This window comes from Rhizobium sp. P44RR-XXIV (assembly GCF_001999485.2).
GTDB lineage: Bacteria > Pseudomonadota > Alphaproteobacteria > Rhizobiales > Rhizobiaceae > Rhizobium.
Genome location: NZ_MPVZ02000029.1, coordinates 1 through 19,765 on the forward strand (window position 1 = coordinate 1; position 19,765 = coordinate 19,765).

General features: G+C 60.5%; 17 protein-coding genes and 1 pseudogene. 6 read left to right on the forward strand and 12 right to left on the reverse strand.

All coding sequences use genetic code 11. The features are described 5' to 3' along the window. Positions 1 to 44: 44 nt before the first annotated feature. From BSK43_RS26150 to BSK43_RS26160, 3 genes are read left to right on the forward strand one after another with little or no spacing between them, the layout of a single operon-like run. Complete coding sequence (locus BSK43_RS26150; RefSeq protein WP_077467709.1) at positions 45 to 1,199, forward strand: Gfo/Idh/MocA family oxidoreductase; 1,155 nt, start codon at positions 45 to 47, stop codon at positions 1,197 to 1,199. A 15-nt stretch (positions 1,200 to 1,214) separates the two neighbouring features. Then, a complete protein-coding gene (locus tag BSK43_RS26155) occupies positions 1,215 to 2,390 on the forward strand; it encodes a dihydrodipicolinate synthase family protein (RefSeq protein ID WP_077467710.1) in 1,176 nt (391 codons plus the stop codon). Positions 2,391 to 2,419: 29 nt separating this feature from the next. Beyond that, positions 2,420 to 3,244, forward strand: a complete 825-nt coding sequence (locus tag BSK43_RS26160) for a sugar phosphate isomerase/epimerase family protein (protein WP_077467711.1) — start codon at positions 2,420 to 2,422, stop codon at positions 3,242 to 3,244. Positions 3,245 to 3,333: 89 nt separating this feature from the next. Here the strand turns inward: BSK43_RS26160 and BSK43_RS26165 are convergent, their stop codons facing one another. The 8 genes and pseudogenes from BSK43_RS26165 to BSK43_RS26200 form a co-directional block, all read right to left on the reverse strand. Further along, positions 3,334 to 4,440, reverse strand: a complete 1,107-nt coding sequence (locus BSK43_RS26165) for a branched-chain amino acid ABC transporter substrate-binding protein (RefSeq protein ID WP_068393895.1) — start codon at positions 4,438 to 4,440, stop codon at positions 3,334 to 3,336. A gap of 337 nt (positions 4,441 to 4,777) precedes the next feature. Further along, positions 4,778 to 6,157 carry an FGGY-family carbohydrate kinase gene (locus BSK43_RS26170; protein WP_077467712.1) on the reverse strand — a complete coding sequence of 460 codons (1,380 nt, stop codon included), beginning with the start codon at positions 6,155 to 6,157 and terminating at the stop codon, positions 4,778 to 4,780. Then, positions 6,154 to 6,480, reverse strand: coding sequence for an L-rhamnose mutarotase (gene rhaM / locus BSK43_RS26175; protein WP_077467713.1), 327 nt, complete (start codon positions 6,478 to 6,480; stop codon positions 6,154 to 6,156). Before rhaM ends, BSK43_RS26170 begins: the two co-directional genes overlap by 4 nt. Beyond that, the gene (locus BSK43_RS26180; protein WP_077467714.1) at positions 6,477 to 7,490 is read right to left on the reverse strand and encodes an ABC transporter permease; all 1,014 of its coding nucleotides are present in this window, start codon (positions 7,488 to 7,490) and stop codon (positions 6,477 to 6,479) included. Before BSK43_RS26180 ends, rhaM begins: the two co-directional genes overlap by 4 nt. Next, positions 7,487 to 8,490: pseudogene (locus BSK43_RS26185) on the reverse strand (ABC transporter permease). The gene BSK43_RS26180 and the pseudogene BSK43_RS26185 overlap by 4 nt, the downstream one beginning before the upstream one ends. A 10-nt stretch (positions 8,491 to 8,500) precedes the next feature. Next, positions 8,501 to 10,036 (reverse strand): sugar ABC transporter ATP-binding protein, encoded by a 1,536-nt coding sequence (locus BSK43_RS26190; protein ID WP_077468250.1) that lies wholly within the window; start codon positions 10,034 to 10,036, stop codon positions 8,501 to 8,503. Between the two features lie 73 nt (positions 10,037 to 10,109). Continuing rightward, on the reverse strand, positions 10,110 to 11,105 hold the full coding sequence (rhaS, locus tag BSK43_RS26195; protein ID WP_068393885.1) for a rhamnose ABC transporter substrate-binding protein: 996 nt from the start codon (positions 11,103 to 11,105) through the stop codon (positions 10,110 to 10,112). Between the two features lie 53 nt (positions 11,106 to 11,158). Next, positions 11,159 to 11,971, reverse strand: a complete 813-nt coding sequence (locus tag BSK43_RS26200) for a DeoR/GlpR family DNA-binding transcription regulator (RefSeq protein WP_077467715.1) — start codon at positions 11,969 to 11,971, stop codon at positions 11,159 to 11,161. Positions 11,972 to 12,180: 209 nt separating this feature from the next. On the opposite strand from BSK43_RS26200, the gene BSK43_RS26205 reads away from it, so the two are divergent. After that, positions 12,181 to 14,277, forward strand: coding sequence for a bifunctional rhamnulose-1-phosphate aldolase/short-chain dehydrogenase (locus tag BSK43_RS26205; protein ID WP_077467716.1), 2,097 nt, complete (start codon positions 12,181 to 12,183; stop codon positions 14,275 to 14,277). A 234-nt stretch (positions 14,278 to 14,511) separates the two neighbouring features. Further along, a complete protein-coding gene (gene rhaI / locus BSK43_RS26210) occupies positions 14,512 to 15,804 on the forward strand; it encodes an L-rhamnose catabolism isomerase (RefSeq protein WP_077467717.1) in 1,293 nt (430 codons plus the stop codon). Between the two features lie 5 nt (positions 15,805 to 15,809). Here the strand turns inward: rhaI and BSK43_RS26215 are convergent, their stop codons facing one another. From BSK43_RS26215 to ggt, 3 genes are all read right to left on the reverse strand, one after another. Further along, positions 15,810 to 16,256 (reverse strand): PIN domain-containing protein, encoded by a 447-nt coding sequence (locus BSK43_RS26215; RefSeq protein WP_077467718.1) that lies wholly within the window; start codon positions 16,254 to 16,256, stop codon positions 15,810 to 15,812. Further along, on the reverse strand, positions 16,256 to 16,501 hold the full coding sequence (locus BSK43_RS26220; RefSeq protein WP_077467719.1) for a type II toxin-antitoxin system Phd/YefM family antitoxin: 246 nt from the start codon (positions 16,499 to 16,501) through the stop codon (positions 16,256 to 16,258). Before BSK43_RS26220 ends, BSK43_RS26215 begins: the two co-directional genes overlap by 1 nt. 66 nt (positions 16,502 to 16,567) lie before the next feature. Continuing rightward, complete coding sequence (gene ggt / locus BSK43_RS26225; RefSeq protein ID WP_077468251.1) at positions 16,568 to 18,157, reverse strand: gamma-glutamyltransferase; 1,590 nt, start codon at positions 18,155 to 18,157, stop codon at positions 16,568 to 16,570. A 395-nt stretch (positions 18,158 to 18,552) separates the two neighbouring features. Here ggt and BSK43_RS26230 point away from each other — a divergent pair, with 395 nt between their 5' ends. Continuing rightward, complete coding sequence (locus BSK43_RS26230; protein WP_077467720.1) at positions 18,553 to 19,341, forward strand: aldolase/citrate lyase family protein; 789 nt, start codon at positions 18,553 to 18,555, stop codon at positions 19,339 to 19,341. Between the two features lie 59 nt (positions 19,342 to 19,400). Here BSK43_RS26230 and BSK43_RS26235 read toward each other — a convergent pair whose 3' ends face one another. Further along, on the reverse strand, positions 19,401 to 19,733 hold the full coding sequence (locus BSK43_RS26235; RefSeq protein ID WP_136687282.1) for a hypothetical protein: 333 nt from the start codon (positions 19,731 to 19,733) through the stop codon (positions 19,401 to 19,403). Positions 19,734 to 19,765 lie beyond the last annotated feature (32 nt).

Below are 19,765 nucleotides of genomic sequence, written 5' to 3' on the forward strand. Positions count from 1 at the left end.
TGTCAGTTATGTAACTATATGGTTATTTACGGGAGGAATGGCTTATGGCGACAAGGCCAATCGGGATCATCATGCACGGCATCACCGGACGCATGGGCTACAATCAGCACCTGCTGCGCTCCATCCTGGCGATCCGCGAGCAGGGCGGGGTGCTTTTGTCGAATGGCGACAGGCTGATGCCAGAGCCGGTGCTTGTCGGCCGCAATGCCGAGAAGATCGAGGCGATTGCCCGCAAGCACGGCCTGGCGAAGACGACGACCGATCTCGATGCCGCTCTGGCCGATCCCTCCAATGCGATCTTCTTCGATGCCGGCTCGACGCAGATGCGTGTCGAGTTGCTGGAGAAGGCGATTGCCGCCGGCAAGCATGTCTATTGTGAAAAGCCGATCTCAGAGACGCTGGAAGAAGCGCTGTCAGTGGCAGCGTCCGCCGAACGACGCGGCGTCAAGAATGGCGTCGTGCAGGACAAGCTGTTCCTGCCGGGCCTGCGCAAGATCGCCATGCTGCGCGACAGCGGCTTCTTCGGAAAAATCCTGTCGGTGCGCGGCGAGTTCGGCTACTGGGTGTTCGAGGGTGATTGGGGCGTGCAGGCGCAGCGTCCGTCGTGGAACTACCGCAAGGCCGACGGTGGCGGCATGATCCTCGATATGCTGCCGCATTGGCGCTATGTGCTCGACAATCTGTTCGGCGAGGTCAGGTCGGTGAGCTGCCTTGGCGCCACCCATATTCCAAGCCGTGTCGATGAGAGCGGCAAGACCTATGCCGCCGATGCCGACGATGCGGCCTATGCCACGTTCGAGCTCGAGGGCGGCATCATCGCCCATATCAATTCCTCCTGGGCGGTTCGCGTCCGTCGTGACGATCTCGTCACCTTCCAGGTCGACGGCACGCACGGGTCGGCGGTCTGCGGGCTGATGCGCTGCTGGACGCAGCATCGGGTGAACACGCCGAAGCCGGTATGGAACCCGGACCAGCCGCAGCCGATCAACTTCTTCGAGACGTGGGACGAGGTTCCGGACACGCAGGCGTTCGACAATGGCTTCAAGGTGCAGTGGGAGGGCTTCCTGCGCCATGTCGCCGAGGATGCACCATGGAAGTTCAGCCTGCGCGAGGGCGCCAAGGGCGTGCAGCTTGCAGAACTTGCCCAACAGAGCTGGCAAGAACGCCGCTGGGTCGATGTGCCGAAGCTGAGCCAGTGATAGGGAGATAGGATCATGACAAGAAGCCTTCGCCTGCCAACCGTCGGTGGCACGCTTGCCGACTTCACGATCAGCAATGCGCCTCTGAGCGCTCCGGAAAAGCCGGCCGGCGGCCACAAGTTCAATCGCGTGGCGTATGCCGCCGCTCATATTGTCGTCGACCCGCTGGCAGATAACGATCCCTGGCTCGATCGCAATATCGACTGGGAGCGCACCATCGCCTTCCGCGAATATCTCTGGGATCTCGGTCTCGGCGTGGCGGAGGCCATGGACACAGCGCAGCGCGGCATGGGGCTGGACTGGGCCGGCGCGAAGGAATTGATCGCCCATGCGCAATCGGCTGCCCGCAACAGGTCGGATTCGCTGATCGCCTATGGCGCCGGCACCGATCATCTGCAACCCGGGCCAGATGTGACCATCGATGATGTCATCCGTGCCTATGAAGAGCAGATTGCTTATGTGGAAGGGCAGGGCGGCCGGATCATCCTGATGGCGAGCCGTGCGCTTGCCGCAGCAGCCAAGAGCCCGGACGATTATATCCGCGTCTATGACCGTATCCTCGGACAGGTGAAGGAGCCTGTCATGATCCACTGGCTCGGCTCGATGTTCGATCCGGCTTTGGCGGGGTATTGGGGATCGGCTGACGATCAGCGGGCGATGGACACAGCCGTCGCGATCATCAACCAGAACGCTGCCAAGGTCGATGGCGTGAAGATTTCGCTGCTCTCGGCCGAGAAGGAAATTATCATGCGCCGCCGGCTCGATCCGGCCGTGAAGATGTATACGGGCGATGACTTCAACTATGCAGAACTGATCGCCGGCGATGAGCAGGGTTATTCGCACGCACTGCTCGGCATCTTCGATGCCATTGCACCGGCAGCAAGCGCCGCCCTGGCGAAGCTTGCCCAGAACGATCTCGATGCCTTCCATCAGATCCTGGCGCCAACCGTTCCGCTGTCACGCCATATCTTCAAGGCGCCGACGCGCTTCTACAAGACCGGCGTCGTTTTCCTAGCCTATCTCAACGGCTTTCAGGATCACTTCCAGATGCTTGGCGGCCAGCAGAGCACGCGTTCGATCCAGCATCTCTCGGAGCTCTTCCGGCTTTCCGATGCAGCCCGCGTCCTGCGTGACCCGGACCTGGCGGTGCGCCGGATGAAGACGATCCTTGCCACGGTCGGCATCGATTAACGGACGAGGGATCGGGGAGGATCATCATAATGGCCGTAGAAGGTCTATCCATCAATCTGGCGACGGTGCGCCAGCAATTTGACATGCGCCAGGCGGTGGAAGCCTGCTTGAAGCAGGATATCGTCGCGATCGCGCCATGGCGCGATCAGGTGCACAAGATCGGGCTTTCGGAAGCCGCAAAAATCGTCGCCGATAACAAGCTCAAGGTCACCGGCCTTTGCCGCGGCGGCATGTTTCCTGCCGCAAGCGTTGAAGGCACGGCGACCGCGATCGACGACAATAAGCGCGCGATCGATGAGGCGGCGGCGCTCAATGCGGATTGCCTCGTGCTCGTCGTTGGTGGTTTGCCTGAAGGATCGAGAGATATCCTGCATGCCCGCGAGATGGTGGCCGACGGTATCGCGGCGATATTGCCGTATGCCCGCAGCGCCGGCATTCCGCTGGCGATCGAGCCGCTGCACCCGATGTATGCTGCCGACCGCGCCTGCGTGAACACGCTGGAACAGGCGCTCGACATCTGTGACCTGCTTGGTGACGGCATCGGCGTTGCCATCGACGTCTATCATGTCTGGTGGGACCCGAAGCTCTATGAGCAGATCGCGCGCGCCGGCGCCGGCGGTCGAATTCTCGCGCATCACATCTGCGACTGGCTGGTCCCGACCACCGATCTGCTGCTTGATCGCGGCATGATGGGCGATGGCGTCATCGATTTGAAAGCCATCCGTGCCGAGATCGAGAAGGCAGGCTTCTTCGGTCTGCAGGAAGTGGAAATCTTCTCTCAGAATAATTGGTGGAAGCGGCCGGGCGAGGAGGTTTTGTCCACCTGCGTCGAGCGGTTCCATACCGTTTGCTAGGCGAAAGCAATTGACACCGATCAGGCACAAAAAAGCCGGGCCATTATCTGGCCCGGCTGAATTTTCTAAAGCGCGTTAGACGCTGCGGCTTATTCGGCCGAAACGATCTTGCCGCCTTCCCACTTGTAGAGCGAGAAGCTTTGCGAGGTGAGGTCGCCGGTTTCGCCGTAGGTGACCTTGCCGATTGCGGTATCGACAGGCTCGCCCTTCTTCAGCGCAGCGCCGACGGCTTCGGCGTCATCCGCCTTGCCAGCCTTTTCGATGCCGGCCTTGAGGACCTGAACGGCGGCATAGGCGTTGAGCGTGAAGGCTTCGGCCGGAATGTTGCGGGCCTTCAGGGCTGCAACGGCGCTCTGCGAAGCCGGGTTCTTCAGTGCGTCTGCGGCATTGGTGAAGATCGTGCCGGCAGCGGCGTCGTTGGCGATTGCCCAGTATTCGGTGTTGGACAGGCCGTCGCCGCCGATGATCTGAGCCTTGACGGAGATGTCATGCAGCTGGCGAGCCAGCAGACCTGCTTCCGGGTGGTAGCCACCGAAATAAATCACTTCGGCTCCGGCCTGCTTCAGCTTTGCCGTCAGCGAGCTGTAGTCCTTTTCGCCCGGGGTCAGGGAGTCGTTGAGGACTTCGGTCACGCCGCCCTTGTTGAGGGCTGCCTTGAAGGCGTCCGCCAGGCCCTTGCCGTAGGCGCCCTTGTCGTTGAGGATGGCGATCTTCTTGTCCTTGAAGTTCTTCACCACGTATTCGCCGGCAACGACAGCCTGCTGGTCGTCACGGCCGCAGGTGCGGAAGACATTCGTCAGGCCGCGATTGGTCAGGTCCGGAGCGGTCGCCGTTGGCGTGACCATCAGGATGCCGTTTTCGGCAAGCGCGTCGGAAACCGGAATGGCAACGCCCGAGGTGACCGGGCCGACGACGTAGCGGATGCTGTCACCAACGAAGCCGTTGGCTACCGATACGCCCTGCTTCGGATCGCCGGCATCGTCGCCGAGCTTCAGAACCAGCTTCTGGCCGAGAACGCCGCCGCTCTTGTTGATTTCCTCGATGGCGGTCTGCGCGCCGTTCTTGACCTGCTCGCCATAGGCGGCGACCGGACCGGTCAGCGGTGCGATAAGGCCGATCGTGATGTCGGCATGCGCGAGAGGTGCAAAGGCCAGCGAAGCGACGAAGGTCGCGGCCGTCAATGTCTTCAGACTCATATTATCTCTCCTTGGATGGGCGCGGCAGCGCCCTTTGAACCCGCCCAATCGCCTGTCTCGACGCGCAAACTGCCGTAAGGCGCTTCTCCTAAAGAAGACAGAACTGACATCGAAGCCGATGACCCGCTTTCGGACATTTTTGACCTCGAAAGCGTTCATAAGGGTATTTTCTGTAGGAATATTGCGACGATTCCGCAAGAAAATAACCGTCGCGAAGACAATTTTGACGATTTTTCGCGATTTTTCGTCGAGGGATGGTTGCTATAATATTACAGGCATGGGTTGCGAACCGGGCTTGCTACTCGCAAAATCTCGAAACGGCAGCCGAAGCTCACCCCTACACTCCATCGCGCCATGCCTGCCGATAGCGAATCAATCCGGCCAGCTCGGAACGGACCGGCTTATTCCCTGCAGCAATCGGCGGGCGGATGCCGGTCAGCAGGGCGGCGCCCTGGCTGGTTCCCGTCGAGCCCGCCAGAGCGATGACGTCGGTATTCATCAATGCGGACAATACCACGAGATAGGGGCGATTGAGCGCAAAGGGCCCTTCGACGAAGATCGGTCCCTTGGCGCCGATCAGGCCGAGGCAGGCTTCCGTCATCAAGGCAAGATAGAGGTTCACGGCGGCGAGACGCTCGGCACCCGTCGCCGAGGCATCGCCGATCCAGCGCATTTTTTTGCCTGGGAAGGGGCCGGAGCCCTCTACGACGTTGGGCAACAGCATGATGCCCTTCTCGATCGTGGCTTGAAGCGCGGCCTCGATTGCCTCCGGAGTTGCGGTGCTGATTTGGGCGGCCAGGATCTCGAATTCGCGGCCACCCATGAAGCGGGAGGAAGGCACGGCGCGGCCGTAGGCATCGACATTGGCAAGGGCATCGCGTTGCGGATCTAGATGCAAGAGATCGCCGCCGACAGCGAAGTTGATCACCCATGTTCCCGTCGACACAACGGCGAAGGGCGCTTCATTCTCGACCAGATGCGGCAGCAGCGAGGCATTGGAATCATGGATGCCGCAATAGACCGGGACCGGCGCCGCAAGCCCGATATTGGCGGAAAGCGCCGGCAGCACCGGCCCGAGCGTATCGAAAGCGGAGCGAACCGGCGCCATCAGAGTGCGAATGCCTAGAGTGTCCACGAGAGAGGAATAGGTTCCGGTGGTCGGATTCCAGAGATCCGTGTGGCAGCCGAGCGAAGTCACCTCGTTGGCGGCGACGCCGGTCAGGCGCAAGGCCCAATATTGCGGATAGGTCAGGATCGCCGCGACGCGGGTGAATTCTTCGGGAAAGGTGCTCTTCTGATAGTGGATCTGCGCGCCGACATTCAGCCCGCCGGATAGCCGTGGTGAAAAGGTTTCGGCAAAGGCCGGGCGCAACTGCCTATAGGCATCCTGTATGGCTTGCGGATAGAGATGCTCGTAATCGAGCACCGGCAGGGCAAGGTGCCCGTCTGCATCGAGCAGCACCGCCGAAGCGCCATGCGTGGTGATCGATATGGCGTCGAAGCCGGGTGCTGTTGCAAAGCCCTTCAGAGCGCCGAGGATGAAATCCCAAAGCCTGTCGACATCGTAGTGTGGATAGGGGCTGGTCTTCAGCACGCCATTGCTCGTCTTGACGACGGCGATTTCGCCACCGGTTTCGGCATCGAGTACCACGACCTTGGCGTTGGTCTTGCCGATGTCAATGACGGCAATGCGGCGATAGGCTGATACGGCGGTCATGGCAGATGGAAGACCGTGACGAGATCGCTCTGCACCGGCGAATTGTCGGGATTGGTGGCCATGATGTCTGACATGTGCGCCCACCATCTCTTCATGACGGGATGGTCTGGCAGGCTCGCCAGTCTATGATCCCTCGGGCGCGTCAGAACGCCGAAGAGCGTATTCGTCTCGCGGTCGAGATGGATGGAATAGTCGCTGGCGCCGGCCTCATGCAGCAGGTCCACCAGATCGGGCCAGATCTCGTCGTGGCGTTTCCGGTATTCCGCCTCCATGCCGGGATTGAGCTTCATCTTGAAGGCGTGGCGCTCGAGGGTTGGGGTCATTTGGAACTCATGGTCCTGATGCGCCTTGCGACGATCGGCAGGGCGATGGTGATGATGAGGAGGAGGCCGATGAAGATCGACATGACGATGCCGGGAACATTGAGCAGGCCGAGGCCGAAGGTGACGAGGCCCATGACGAAGGCGGCGATGACCACGCCGCCGATCGTGCCTGAACCACCGAGGATCGAGACGCCGCCAAGCACCACCATGGTCACCACTTCGAGTTCCCAGCCGAGTGCGATCGACGGACGGGTGGAGCCGAGCCGCGAGGTCAGGCAGACGGCGGCAATGCCGCTCATCAGGCCGGTCAGGAGAAACAGGATGAATTTGACCCGCTCCACAGGAATGCCGGAGAAGCGCGCGGCGAAGTCATTATTGCCGATCGTATAGACCTGCCGGCCGAAATTCGTCGCATGCAGCAGGATCGCGAAGACGATCGCCAGCACGATGAAGAGAACGAATTCGAAGGAGAAGACCCAGAAGACATAGCCCTGGCCGAAATAGGCAAAACTATCCGGATAATTGCCGTAGGCCTGATCGCCGAGCACGATGTAGGAGATGCCGCGAAAGAGGCTCATCGTGCCGATGGTGACGACGATCGACGGCAGCTTCATGCCGGAGACGAGGAAGCCGTTGAAGAGGCCGCAGAGCAGCCCGACCCCAAGGCCGATCGCAACGAGGCCGACGATGTCGACGCCGACCTGCGCCGCAGCGCCCATCGCTGTCGAGGCGAGCGCGATGATGGCTGCGACCGAGAGGTCGATTTCACCAGCGATGACCAGCAGCGCCATGGCAAAGGCGATCATCGCCTTTTCGGTGAAATTGAAGGTGGCATCGGAGAGATTGAAGGGATCGAGGAAATAGGGCGAGGCCAGCGAATTGAAGATGAAGATCGCGACTGCGACGCCAAGCAGCAGCGTCTCCCAGCTTGCGAGGATGCGCTTGAAAGGTGTTCCCAAACGGTCGGGAATGGCGCGCTTTTCCGTCGGTGCTTGCGAAACGGTGCTCATGCGCTTGCTCCATGGCTGGCGGTGTCCTTCGCCGCCTGATCCCTGAGAATGATGCGGCCGCGGTTGCGCTCGCGCCGGGCATTGAAGACGACGGCAAGGATGATGACGGTGCCCGAGATCGCCATCTGCGTGAACGGTGAGATGCCGATGACCGGAAGGGCGTTCTTGATAACGCCGAGGAAGAGTGCCCCGAGCACGGCGCCCGCCACCGAGCCGACGCCGCCGGCAATCGAAATGCCGCCGATGACGCAGGCCGCAACACTATCCAGTTCGAAGCCGTTGGCGATATCGACATAGGCGACGGCATAGCGCGATACCCAGAGATAGCCGCTGAGGCCGGCAAGCGCGCCCGAGAGGACGAAGGCGAGGAAGCGCGTCCAGCCGACATCGATGCCGGCATAGACGGCCGCGACCGGATTGCCGCCGCTGGCATAGGTGGAGCGGCGAACCGCGTGTAGCGCAGCACGAAATACATGATCAGCACGATGGCGATGCCGATCCAGGCGAGCACCGGCAGGCCAAGCAGCGGCGTGCGGGGCACGCTGAGGAAATTCGGGGTGAACTGATGCGCATTGACCCAGGCGCCGCCGGAGAGCACGAAAGCCATGCCGCGGTAAATGGTGAGCGTGCCGAGAGTGACGACAATCGGCGGGATTTCCAACGCCCAGACGAGATAGCCGTTGATGGCGCCGAGCACCGCGCCCATGGCGATCGCCGTCAAGACGAGAACGATCAGCGGCAGGTCGGGATAGGCGGCGTTCAGCATAGCCACGGCCATGCCGGTGAAGGCGAGATTGGCTGCGACCGAAAGATCGATTGACTTTGTCAGGATCACGGTCATCTGCGCCAAGGCGAGGATGATGAGGATCGAGGTGTCGTTGAAGATATTGGCGAGATTGCCGGGCTCGGCAAAGCCGGCGGCACGCGTTGCAAAGCCCGCGATCATCACGACGATGATGACGAAGAGCAATGTTTCTCGTCTTTTGAGGATGCGTGGCATCCGGCTCTCCCTATGCATTTCCTGTGGCGGCACGCACCAGCGTTTCCGGTGTCAGTTCCTCACGGTCGAACAGACCGGCCGAAAGCCCCTCTTTCATCACAAGCACGCGGTCCGCCATGCCGATGATCTCCGGCAGCTCTGAGGAGATCATGATGATGCTGAGGCCTTCCGCCGCCAGCTCGCTGATGAAGCCGTGGACGGCAGCTTTCGAGCCGATGTCGATGCCCTTGGTGGGCTCGTCGAGGATGATGATCTTCGGCTGCGTTGCCAGCCATTTGCCGATGACCACCTTCTGCTGGTTGCCGCCCGAGAGCGTGCCGACCGGTACGGAAAGGGCGGCGGCGCGAAGATCGAGACGTTCGGCATATTTGCGTGCCAGCGCGAATTCATTGGCCGCCTTCAGGAAACCCTTGCGCGAGGTGCGGCCGAGCGAGGGCAGCGACATGTTCTGATAGATCGGCATCGGCAGTGCCAGGCCATGACGGCCGCGCTCTTCCGGCACGTAGACTATGCCGGCGCGAATGGCGTCCTGCGGCGAGCGTACCTGGATTTCACGACCATCAAGCATCAGGCGCCCGGAAATTGGACTAGTGATGCCGAAGAGTGATTGGCAAAGCTCCGAACGCCCAGCCCCGATCAGGCCGTAAACACCGAGAATCTCGCCGCGCCTGAGCTTGAAGGAGATATCGCGGAACTCCGTGCGATGACAGTATTTGTCGACTTCGAGAACAGTTTCTCCGAGCACTACGGCAACCTTGGGAAATGCGTTGCCGACATCGCGACCGACCATCATGCGGACGATCTCGTCCTGCGGCGTTTCCTTGAGCTTGCCCTGGCCGACGGCGCGGCCGTCACGGAAGACGGCGAAATTGTCGGCGATCTCATAAAGCTCGTCGAACTTATGGCTGATGAACAGGATAGCTTTGCCCTTGGCCTTCAAGCCCTCGACGATGCGGAAGAGATCGTCGATCTCCTTGCGTGAGAGGGCGGCGGTGGGCTCGTCCATGATGACGATGCGGGCATCGATCGACAGCGCACGGGCGATCGCGACGAGATGGCGCTGCGCGATGGAAAGGTCTTTCAGCCGGGTCGAGGGATCGATGGCGCTTTCCAGCGATTCCAGCAGCTCCCTCGAGCGGCTGTTCATCGTCTTCCAGTCGATAGTGCGCCAGGACGTGCGCGGCGCGTGCCCGAGGAAGATGTTCTCGGCAACCGTCAACTCGTCGAAGAGCACGGTCTCCTGATGAATGGCGGTAACGCCAGCATCGATGGCGGCCTGCGCATTGGCAAAGGTCGTCGGCTTGCCGTCGATCAGGATCTCGCCTTCGTTCGGGCGGTAGATGCCTGTGAGAATCTTGACCAGCGTCGATTTGCCGGCGCCATTTTCACCGATGAGAGCGGTGACCTTGCCAGGGTAGAGAGAAATGCTGACGCCATCCAGCGCCTTGACGCCGGGAAAGATCTGCGAAATGCCGCGCATTTCCAGAATGGCCGTGTCACTTGCGGCTGCTGCGTTCGTGACGGGTCGTTGAAGGACAGTGGTCATCAGCAATATACCGGATCAATGAAACCAGGTCCGGCGGCTGACGCCGCCGGAGAGCTGTGGATACGATTTTCGATCAGAAAACCTTGGAGAACTGATCGATATTCGTGGCGTTGTAGACGAAGGGATCGGCCATGGCGGCTTCGCCGTTTTCGCCAACCTTGATCTTGCCCATGCGGCCGGCATTGATCTCGCTGCCCGGCTTGCCGTCGGTCTCACCCTTCACGAGGCGATAGGCGATCTGCGTTGCGGAATAGCCGAGGTCGATCGGGTTCCAGATCGCGAATTCCTTCGTCGCGCCGGACTTGATGGCGCCGGCCATTTCAGACGGCAGTCCGAGGCCTGTCACGTAGACCTTGCCGATCTTGCCGGCATCCTTGACGGCCTGCGAAGCGGCGAGCACGCCGACGGTGGTCGGAGCGACGATGACCTTGACTTCCGGATGTGAGGTCAGGAGGCCCTGTGCCTCGCGATAGCTCTTGTCCGAAAGGTCGTCGCCATAGACTGTCGTGACCAGATTGAGGCCTGGGAAGTCCTTAAGCTGCTTCTTCATCTCGCCGATCCAGATGTTCTGGTTGGTCGAGGTGGTGGTGGCCGACAGGATGGCGAAATCGCCCTTGCCGCCGTCGAGATGATCCTTGGCGAGCGTCAGGCACATCTTGCCGATCAGCTCGTTGGAGGAGGGGTTCAGCTGCAGGATGCGGCCAGCCTTTGCAACGCCGGAATCCCAGGAGATGACCTTGATGCCGCGCTGGGTCGCCTTCTTGAGTGCGGGGACGACTGCATCGGGATCGTTGGCGGAAATGGCGATGGCATCGACACCCTGCGCGATCAGCGAGTTGATCACTTCGATCTGGCCTTCGGCCGTCGTCGAGGTCGGGCCGGTGTAGATCACCTGCACGCCGCCGAGATCCTTGGCGGCTTCCTGCGCGCCCTTGTTGGCGGCTTCGAAGAAGCCGTTGCCCAGTGACTTCACCACGAGGCCAATCTTGATGTCTTTGGCACTGGCGGTCCCGGCCATCAGTGTCGCGGCGAGCGCGACGCCGATCGCCAATTTCTTTGCTATATTCATGTCTCTTCCTCCCAAGTTGATAGGCTCTGCTCACCCCATCTGAGCCGCGTCCCTTATGCGACCGACGGGGAATCTTCCTCCTCGGCCTCAGCCGAAACATTTGCGATAATCAGCGACACGCCGGCTCCCTCGATCATCCGCACCGTGTCTGCCGAAATGCCGTCATCTGTGATGATCGTCGTCACCTGTTCGAGCGGGCAAAGGATCAGGCTCGAGCGCTGACGGAACTTGCTGGAGTCGACCATCAGGACGAGTTCGTCCGCCTGCCGCATCAGCTTCTGCTCGCTCTGGATCAGCAGTCCATCCGCTTCCATGATGCCGAGCGGGCCGACACCCTGCGCGCCGAGGAACATGCGGCGCGCATAGAAATTGCGGGTCGTATCGTTGTCGAAGGGCGAAAGGATCAGGCTCTGCTCGCGATAGATCGCGCCGCCCGGCACCGTCACCGTATTTTTCGAATGCTTGACCAGATGCTCGGCGATCGCGAAGGAATTGGTCATGACCTGCAGCCGGAAGGCCGAGATGTAATGGACGAGCTGGAACGTCGTCGTGCCGCCATTGATGATGATGGCATCGCCGGGGCTGCAGAGTTCCGCCGCCTTGCGCGCAATTGCGCGTTTCTTGTTGATATTGACGGATTCTGAGACGCGGAACGGTCGGCCGACGAGATTGCCGAGCTGTGGGGGGTGGATCGACTCCGCCCCACCGCGCACGCGCCGGATCTTTCCCTGCACATGTAGGGCTGCGATGTCACGGCGTATCGTCGCCTCCGAAGCCTCCGTCAGCTCGGAAATATCCTGAATCGTCACGACAGGCTTTTCCTGTACGGCGCTCAGAATAATGCGGTGGCGTTCACGTTCGTGCATCGGTTCCTCCTTGGTGGCGGTTATTTCGTAAATATGACAAGGTGTCAATCATAAACGATCATAAACTTTCATATTGCATCGCAACATTGTCAAATATGATCGTTTTCGATTGACAAGGTGAGTATACGTGAGCGATACCCTGCTCACAAAGGGCGGTTCCACTCATGATCCGATCCGTCCGCAAGACTTGATTTTCAAGGGAGGATGACATGGCGGCTGACGTTCAGCTTCTGAAGAACCGTTGGGATGATGCATATGCTGCTGGCCTCGATGAGCCGGGCAAACTGCTTTACCGGTCGAATCTGCTGGGTGCCGACAAGCGTATCACCAACTACGGTGGCGGCAATACGTCGGCCAAGGTCATGGAAACCGATCCGCTGACCGGAGGGAAGGTCAAGATTTTGTGGGTCAAGGGTTCCGGCGGCGATGTCGGCACCATCAAGCTCGACGGCTTCGCCACGCTCTACCAGGATAAGCTCGACAGCCTGAAGAGCATCTACCAGGGCGTCGCCGACGAAGACCGCATGGTTGGCTTCCTGCCGCATTGTACCTTCAATCTGAATGCCCGCGCTGCCTCGATCGACACGCCGCTGCATGGCTTCGTGCCGTTCACCCATGTCGACCACATGCACCCTGATGCCATCATCGCCATTGCCGCCTCGAAGAATTCGCGCGAACTGACGCGGGAGATCTTCGGCGACGACATCGGCTGGCTGCCCTGGCGCCGCCCCGGCTTCCAGCTCGGCCTCGATCTCGAAGCCTTCGTCAAGGCGCATCCGAATGCCAAGGGCGTCGTGCTCGAAAGCCATGGCCTGTTCACCTGGGACAATGATGCCAAGGCCTGCTACGAGCTGACGCTTGCCATCATCAACAAGGCGATTGAATGGTTTGCCGCCAAGACCGAAGGCAAGACCATCTTCGGTGGTGCCGCCGTTCAGAGCCTGTCACAGGCGGAGCGCCGTGCGATCGCAGCGCGGCTGATGCCCGAGATCCGCGGCCGCATCGGCAAGGCAGAGCGCAAACTCGGCGATTTCGACGATCAGGATGCAGTTCTGGAGTTCGTAAATTCGAACAATCTTCGTCCGCTCGGCGCACTCGGCACCAGCTGCCCGGACCATTTTCTGCGCACCAAGATCCGCCCGCTGATTGTCGATTTCGATCCGGCAAAGCCCGATGTCGATGGCGTTATCGCTGGCCTCGACAAAGCGTTGGAAGACTATCGCGCCGACTACGCGCGTTACTATAATGATTGCAAGCACGACAATTCGCCTGCCATGCGCGACCCGAACCCGGTGATCTTCTTGGTGCCGGGCGTTGGCCTGCTGTCCTTTGCCCGTGACAAGGCGACCGCCCGCATCGCCGGCGAATTCTACGTCAATGCCATCAATGTCATGCGCGGCGCGTCCACCGTGTCCGAATATCAGGGCCTGCCGGAGCAGGAAGCCTTCGATATCGAATATTGGCTGCTGGAAGAGGCAAAGCTGCAGCGTATGCCGAAGCCGAAGAGCCTTGCAGGCAAGGTCGCCTTCGTCACCGGCGGCGCCGGCGGTATCGGTCGCGCCACGGCGGCGCGCCTGGTGGGCGAGGGTGCCTGCGTAGTGCTGGCGGATATCGACGAAACGGCGCTCAAGGGCACGCATGAGGATTTCAGTAAGAAATTCGGTGCCGATGCGGTGCGCAGCGTCAAGCTTGACGTCACCAAGGAAGACGCCGTCATCTCCACCTTCGCCGAGGCCTGTGTCGAATTCGGCGGCATCGATATTCTGGTGTCCAACGCCGGCATCGCCTCGTCGGCGCCGATCGAGACCACCGAACTTTCGATGTGGAACCGCAATATCGACATTCTTGCGACCGGCTATTTCCTCGTCTCGCGCGAAGCCTTCCGCCTGTTCCGTCGTCAGAACCTCGGCGGCAACGTTGTCTTCGTCGCCTCGAAGAACGGCCTTGCTTCATCGCCGAATGCTGCGGCCTATTGCACGGCCAAGGCCGCCGAAATCCATCTCGCCCGCTGCCTGGCGCTGGAAGGCGCTGAAGCCGGCATCCGCGTGAATACGGTCAATCCGGATGCCGTCCTGCGTGGCTCGAAGATCTGGAACGGCGAGTGGCGCGAGCAGAGGGCCGCCTCCTCGAAGATCGAGGTGGACGAGCTGGAAGAGCATTACCGCAAGCGCTCGATGCTGAAGCTCAACGTCTTCCCCGAGGACATTGCCGAGGCGATCTATTTCCTGGCTTCGGACCTCTCCGCCAAGTCGACGGGCAATATCATCAACGTCGATGCCGGCAACGCGCAAAGCTTTACGCGGTAACGGATGGGGAAGTGGCAGCCTCAGGGCCACCCTCGTGGTTCGAGGCTTTGCCGCCATCGCTCCGCTCTCGCGGCAGCGCACCTCACCATGAGGGTGGGGTAGCGATTGCGCCAACTGATGGGAAGGTCAGCCCTCACCCTGAGGCGGCCCGCAGGCCTTCGAAGGGCGAGGGCGGGTCATGGCTTGCAGGTGATCGTACTATAAGATTTCGAATGACGTATTTGGGAGGAAAGAATGGCCGAGTTTAGAATTGCGACCGATCTGGTCGCCGCCGAAAACGACAAGCGCGCCGCCGCGCTGAAATCCGACTATGAGGCGCTTGGCGCCACGCTTTCCCGCCGTGGCGTCGATATCGAAGCCATCACGAAGAAGGTCTCCGAATTTTTTGTTGCCGTCCCGTCCTGGGGTGTCGGCACCGGTGGCACGCGCTTTGCCCGCTTCCCCGGCACCGGCGAGCCGCGCGGCATTTTCGACAAGCTCGACGATTGCGCCGTCATTCAGCAGTTGACGCGAGCGACGCCGAAAGTCTCGCTGCATATCCCTTGGGACAAGGCAGACGTGAAGGAGTTGAAGGCCAAGGGGGAGGCGCTTGGCCTCGGCTTCGATGCCATGAATTCCAACACGTTTTCCGATGCGGCCGGCCAGGCGCATTCCTACAAATTCGGTTCGCTGAGCCACGTCGACGCGGCAACCCGCGCACAGGCCGTGGAGCACAATATCGAGTGTATCGAGATCGGTAAGGCGCTCGGCTCCAAGGCGCTGACGGTGTGGATCGGCGACGGCTCCAACTTCCCCGGCCAAAGCAATTTCACCAAGGCGTTCGAGCGCTACCTCGCCGCCATGGCTGATATCTACAAGGCGCTGCCTGACGACTGGCGGCTGTTTTCCGAGCACAAGATGTACGAGCCGGCATTCTATTCGACGATCGTGCAGGATTGGGGCACCAATTACCTGATCGCGCAGACACTAGGCCCGAAAGCTCACTGCCTCGTCGATCTCGGCCATCACGCGCCGAACACCAATATCGAAATGATTGTCGCCCGCCTCATCCAGTTCGGCAAGCTCGGCGGCTTCCACTTCAACGATTCCAAATATGGCGACGACGATCTCGACGCCGGCGCCATCGAGCCCTACCGCCTGTTTCTCGTCTTCAACGAGTTGGTCGATGCCGAACGGCGCGGCGTCAACGATTTCAATCCGGCGCATATGATCGACCAGTCGCACAATGTTACCGACCCGATCGAAAGCCTGATTTCCAGCGCCAACGAGATCCGGCGTGCCTATGCTCAGGCGCTCATCGTCGACCGCAAGGCGCTGGCCGAATATCAGGACGCCAATGATGCGCTGATGGCCTCGGAAACGCTGAAGCGCGCCTATCGCGCCGATGTCGAGCCGATCCTGGCCGAAGCCCGCCGCCGCGCCGGTGGTGCCATCGATCCGGTCGCGACTTATCGGGCAAGCGGCTATCGCCAGAAGGTTGCCGGCGAACGCCCGGCCTCAGTTGGCGGCAGCGGGGGGATTATCTGAGAGCCTTATAGTTCCGGCGGATTGGCAAACGGATCGAGTGATCGGACGTCCATTAGCTGGAAGTGCCTCAGGTTCCGGGTGAGAACCGTGTAGTCGTGCCGCAGCGCCGCTGCGGCAATGGCTGCATCTTCGAACCCAGGGTCTCCACCGCGCCCGACTGCTTGATCGAACAGGCGGCCGGCAATGCGCGCGGTCGCCGTATCGAGCGTCAGGATACGTTCACCATAGAGATGAAGAGTAAGTTCGAGCCATTCACCAAGCAGACTGGCTTTCTTGCTGGCGCCTGTGCGTTGGGCCTTCGCGATGCCGGCTTCTATTTCAGCAACGGTGACGGCGGACAGAAAAAATTGATCGGCGTGCGCCGAGATCCACGCCCGAACCGCCTGTGACAATAGATCTTGCGCCCGCAACGGCGATGTTGCCGAAATGATATTCGTATCAAGGAGATACATCAGATGTCGGCGTCGCGCAGCGATCGGCCCGGCTTGCGTGCGGGCAGATCGTCGTCTTCCAATGGGGCGTTGGTGAGCAACCAGCCAAAGGACGGAACCTGCTTCAGCTTTTGATACTCGTCATAGGAAATGATGACAGCTGCGCGCTGTCCATGGCGAGTGATGACAGCGCCATTGCCATCGAGAGCATCATCGACAACGGCGGAAAGTGTTGCCTTCACGTCCTTCAACTGAATTTCTCTCACGGGTCACCTATATGACTAGTATGGTCATAATGTAGGCGCCTAGTGAAATCCCGTCAATCTCTGCTCTCAATAACCCAGCGCAATCCCATCCTTGCGGTGGTCGGAACCGCCGAGCAGGATGCCGCGTTCGTGGTCGATCATGATCGCCTGCGCGCCACCGATCGGCTCATCCGCCCATTCGACGATATGGCCGCGGCGTTCGAGATTTCGCTTCGTTTCTTTCGATATCGTCGGCTCGAGCGACAGCTTGCCGCCGAAAGAGAAGCTTCGCGGCTGGTCGCTTGCCTGTTGCGGATCGAGATCGCGGTCGAGGATTTGCGTCAGCATATGGGCATGGCCGGCTGCCTGATATTGCCCGCCCATGACGCCGAAGCTCATGCGCACCTTGCCGTTCTCCATCAGCATGGCCGGGATGATCGTATGGAAGGGAAGCTTGCCGGGGCCGATGGCGTTGGGATGACCCTGCTTGACAACGAAGCCGGCGCCGCGGTTCTGCAGGAGCACGCCCGAGCGCGGCGCATAGATGCCGCTGCCGAAGGCCATAAAGACGGAGTTGATCAGCGAAATGGCATTGCCGTCGCGATCGACGACCGAGACATAGACCGTGTCGCGATGCTCCGGCCCATCCCAGATACTTATGTCAGCGGCGCGCTCAAGACTGATCTTTGCCCGCATGGCCTCGATCGAGCGATCCGACAGCAGGGCGTCGATGTCGAAGGTCACATGGTCCGGATCGCAGATCAGCTGATCGCGCATGGCATAGCCGGCCTTGGTCGCTTCGGCATGCAGGTGGATGCGATCGGCTTCAGACAATTTGGGGTCGCGAAGATCGAAGCCGTCGAGGATGCGGGTGATCAGCAGAGCCGCCAGACCCTGGCCGTTTGGTGGGCATTCCACAAGATTATGGCCGCGAAATTTGCCCGAGATCGGCTTGGTCTCGAATGCCCTGAAGTCGGCGAAATCGCTTTCCTCATGCAGGCCGCCCAGTGATTTGAGCAGCATGGTGATCTCTTCGGCCACCGGACCGCGATAAAAGGCGTCACGGCCGTTTTTGGCCACGGCTTTCAGCGTCGCGGCGAGAGCGGGATTGGTGATGCGTTCGCCGGTTCTTGGTGCTCGGCCATTCGGCAGGAAATAAGCGGCCGCCCCCGGGTATTTGGCAACGCGGTCGCTATAGCGGTGCCAGTCGAGCTCGACGCGGGGCGTGATGCAATAACCCTCCTCGGCGGCAGCGATGGCCGGAGCCAGGACGCGGTCCATGCCGAGCCGGCCATAGGAGCCGATCAGTCGGCACCAGGCATCGATCGCGCCGGGAATAGTGACGGCGTGCGCGCTGTCGTCGGGGATGGCAGTGAAGCCCTGTTCGAGGAAATAATCGAGTTTGGCCTTTTGCGGGGCACGGCCGGAGCCGTTGAGCGCAATAGGCATGCCGCCACCGGCGCTGTAAAGGGCAAAGCAGTCGCCGCCAATGCCGGTCATATGGGGATCGATGACCGATTGTAGCGCGACTGCGGCAACCGCGGCATCAACGGCATTGCCACCGGCGCGCAGGATGTCGACGGCGGCGAGCGTTGCCAGGGGGTGCGAGGTTGCGGCCATGCCCTTGTCCGAAATGGCGACCGAACGGCCGGGCTTGAAAAAATCTCGCTGCTGCATGTCGTCGACGTCCTCTATCTGCCTTGCGCCCATCCGCGCAGGGCGCGGTGTCGATAGTGTTTTAAGGGGTTTTCATCGTCATGGAAGTGCTGAGCCTTGTGGCCTTGCGTTTTTCAGAGGCCTTTCATCTGCGCAGCGTGTGATCGGGTCGCTAAGTAGCGAAGATGTCCGGATATTTGTCATGTTCATCTGCCAAATTCGAGATGAAGCTGGCGTTGTCGTCACGACGATCGTGGCAGCGTCTGCTTTTTTGATGCCTGTGCTCCAAATGGTCACTTTAGGGTGGCCCGACTCTGGGAATTGAGTATTGTCGATGGCAATGGTGGCCATGATTTGAACGTTGATGGCGATCGCGAAAGACAGAGCTTGCGCTCGATCAGGTGAGGAAATTCAATATGACGACTGACATTAACGGCTTTGCCGGGCACCTGAAGCGCCGCGAAAATGGCGGCATGATCTCCGGCTGGGTTGGCACGCCCGACCCGATGTTCGTCAATCACCTTGCCCAGGAAGATTTCGATAGCGTCGTGCTGGATATGCAGCATGGCATGTGGGACATGACATCGGCTGCAAACGGCATTGCCTATGTCAGATTGACCGGCAAGCCGGCCATTGCCCGCATCCCCGTCGGCGATTTTGCCTCCGCGTCGAGGCTCCTGGACGCAGGCGCTTCGGGCATCATCGCGCCGATGATTAATTCTGCCGACGACGCCCGCGCCTTGGTGAAGGCAACGAAATATCCGCCGCTTGGCGAGCGCAGCTGGGGGCCTTCGCTCGCCCTCAATCATTTTGGCCTGCCGGCGGAAGATTATCTGCAAAGCGCCAACAGCTTGACCGTTACCATTGCGATGATCGAAACCCGCACGGCTCTGGATGCGATCGACGAGATCCTTGCCGTCGACGGCATCGATGGCATCTTCGTCGGTCCGTCCGATCTTTCCATCGCGCTTTCGAATGGCGCGCGGCTTGCGCCCGATAGCGCTGCGATTGATCAGGCACTCGCCACCGCGCTCGCACGCTGCCGCGCCCACGGCAAGGTCATCTGCGCCTTCGCTGGTGATGGCGAGCGCGCCGGGCAATATCTGAAGCTCGGCCTCGATCTGGTGATCGCCGGCACGGATACGGCGCAACTGCGCGCGGGTGCCCGTGCGGCCATTCAGGCTGCGCGAAAAAGCGCTGATTGATAATCGGCTGGGATAAAAGCTGCCCGGGGTATTCCACGGGCAGCGAGCGATGGGTTGCGCTAGTTCACCAGCTTTACGTAGCAGGGCCGGTAGGTCTCCGTACCGCAGCCGCCACCGACGGCTTGCGCCGGTGTAATTGTGTTTTGGATAGCGATTGCCGCGAGTGCGACGGCGATGATTGTCAAAACAGTTTTGGTATATCTGTCCATGAGCCATTCTTTCAAAAGTGGTGCTGCAATGTTATGCACTTTAAAATTGCTTTTATAAAAGTCAATTACAAAAAGTTGCATCTGGCGGCTTTCTGTTAGCGAGCGCGCCCGCCAAGGAGTTCCCGCCTTTCCCTGGTCAAGGAGTGCCGTACCGCACTTGCGTCGCCAATCAGCTGCGGGCATTCTCGCGTCGACATGGCGGAGCGAAACGATTT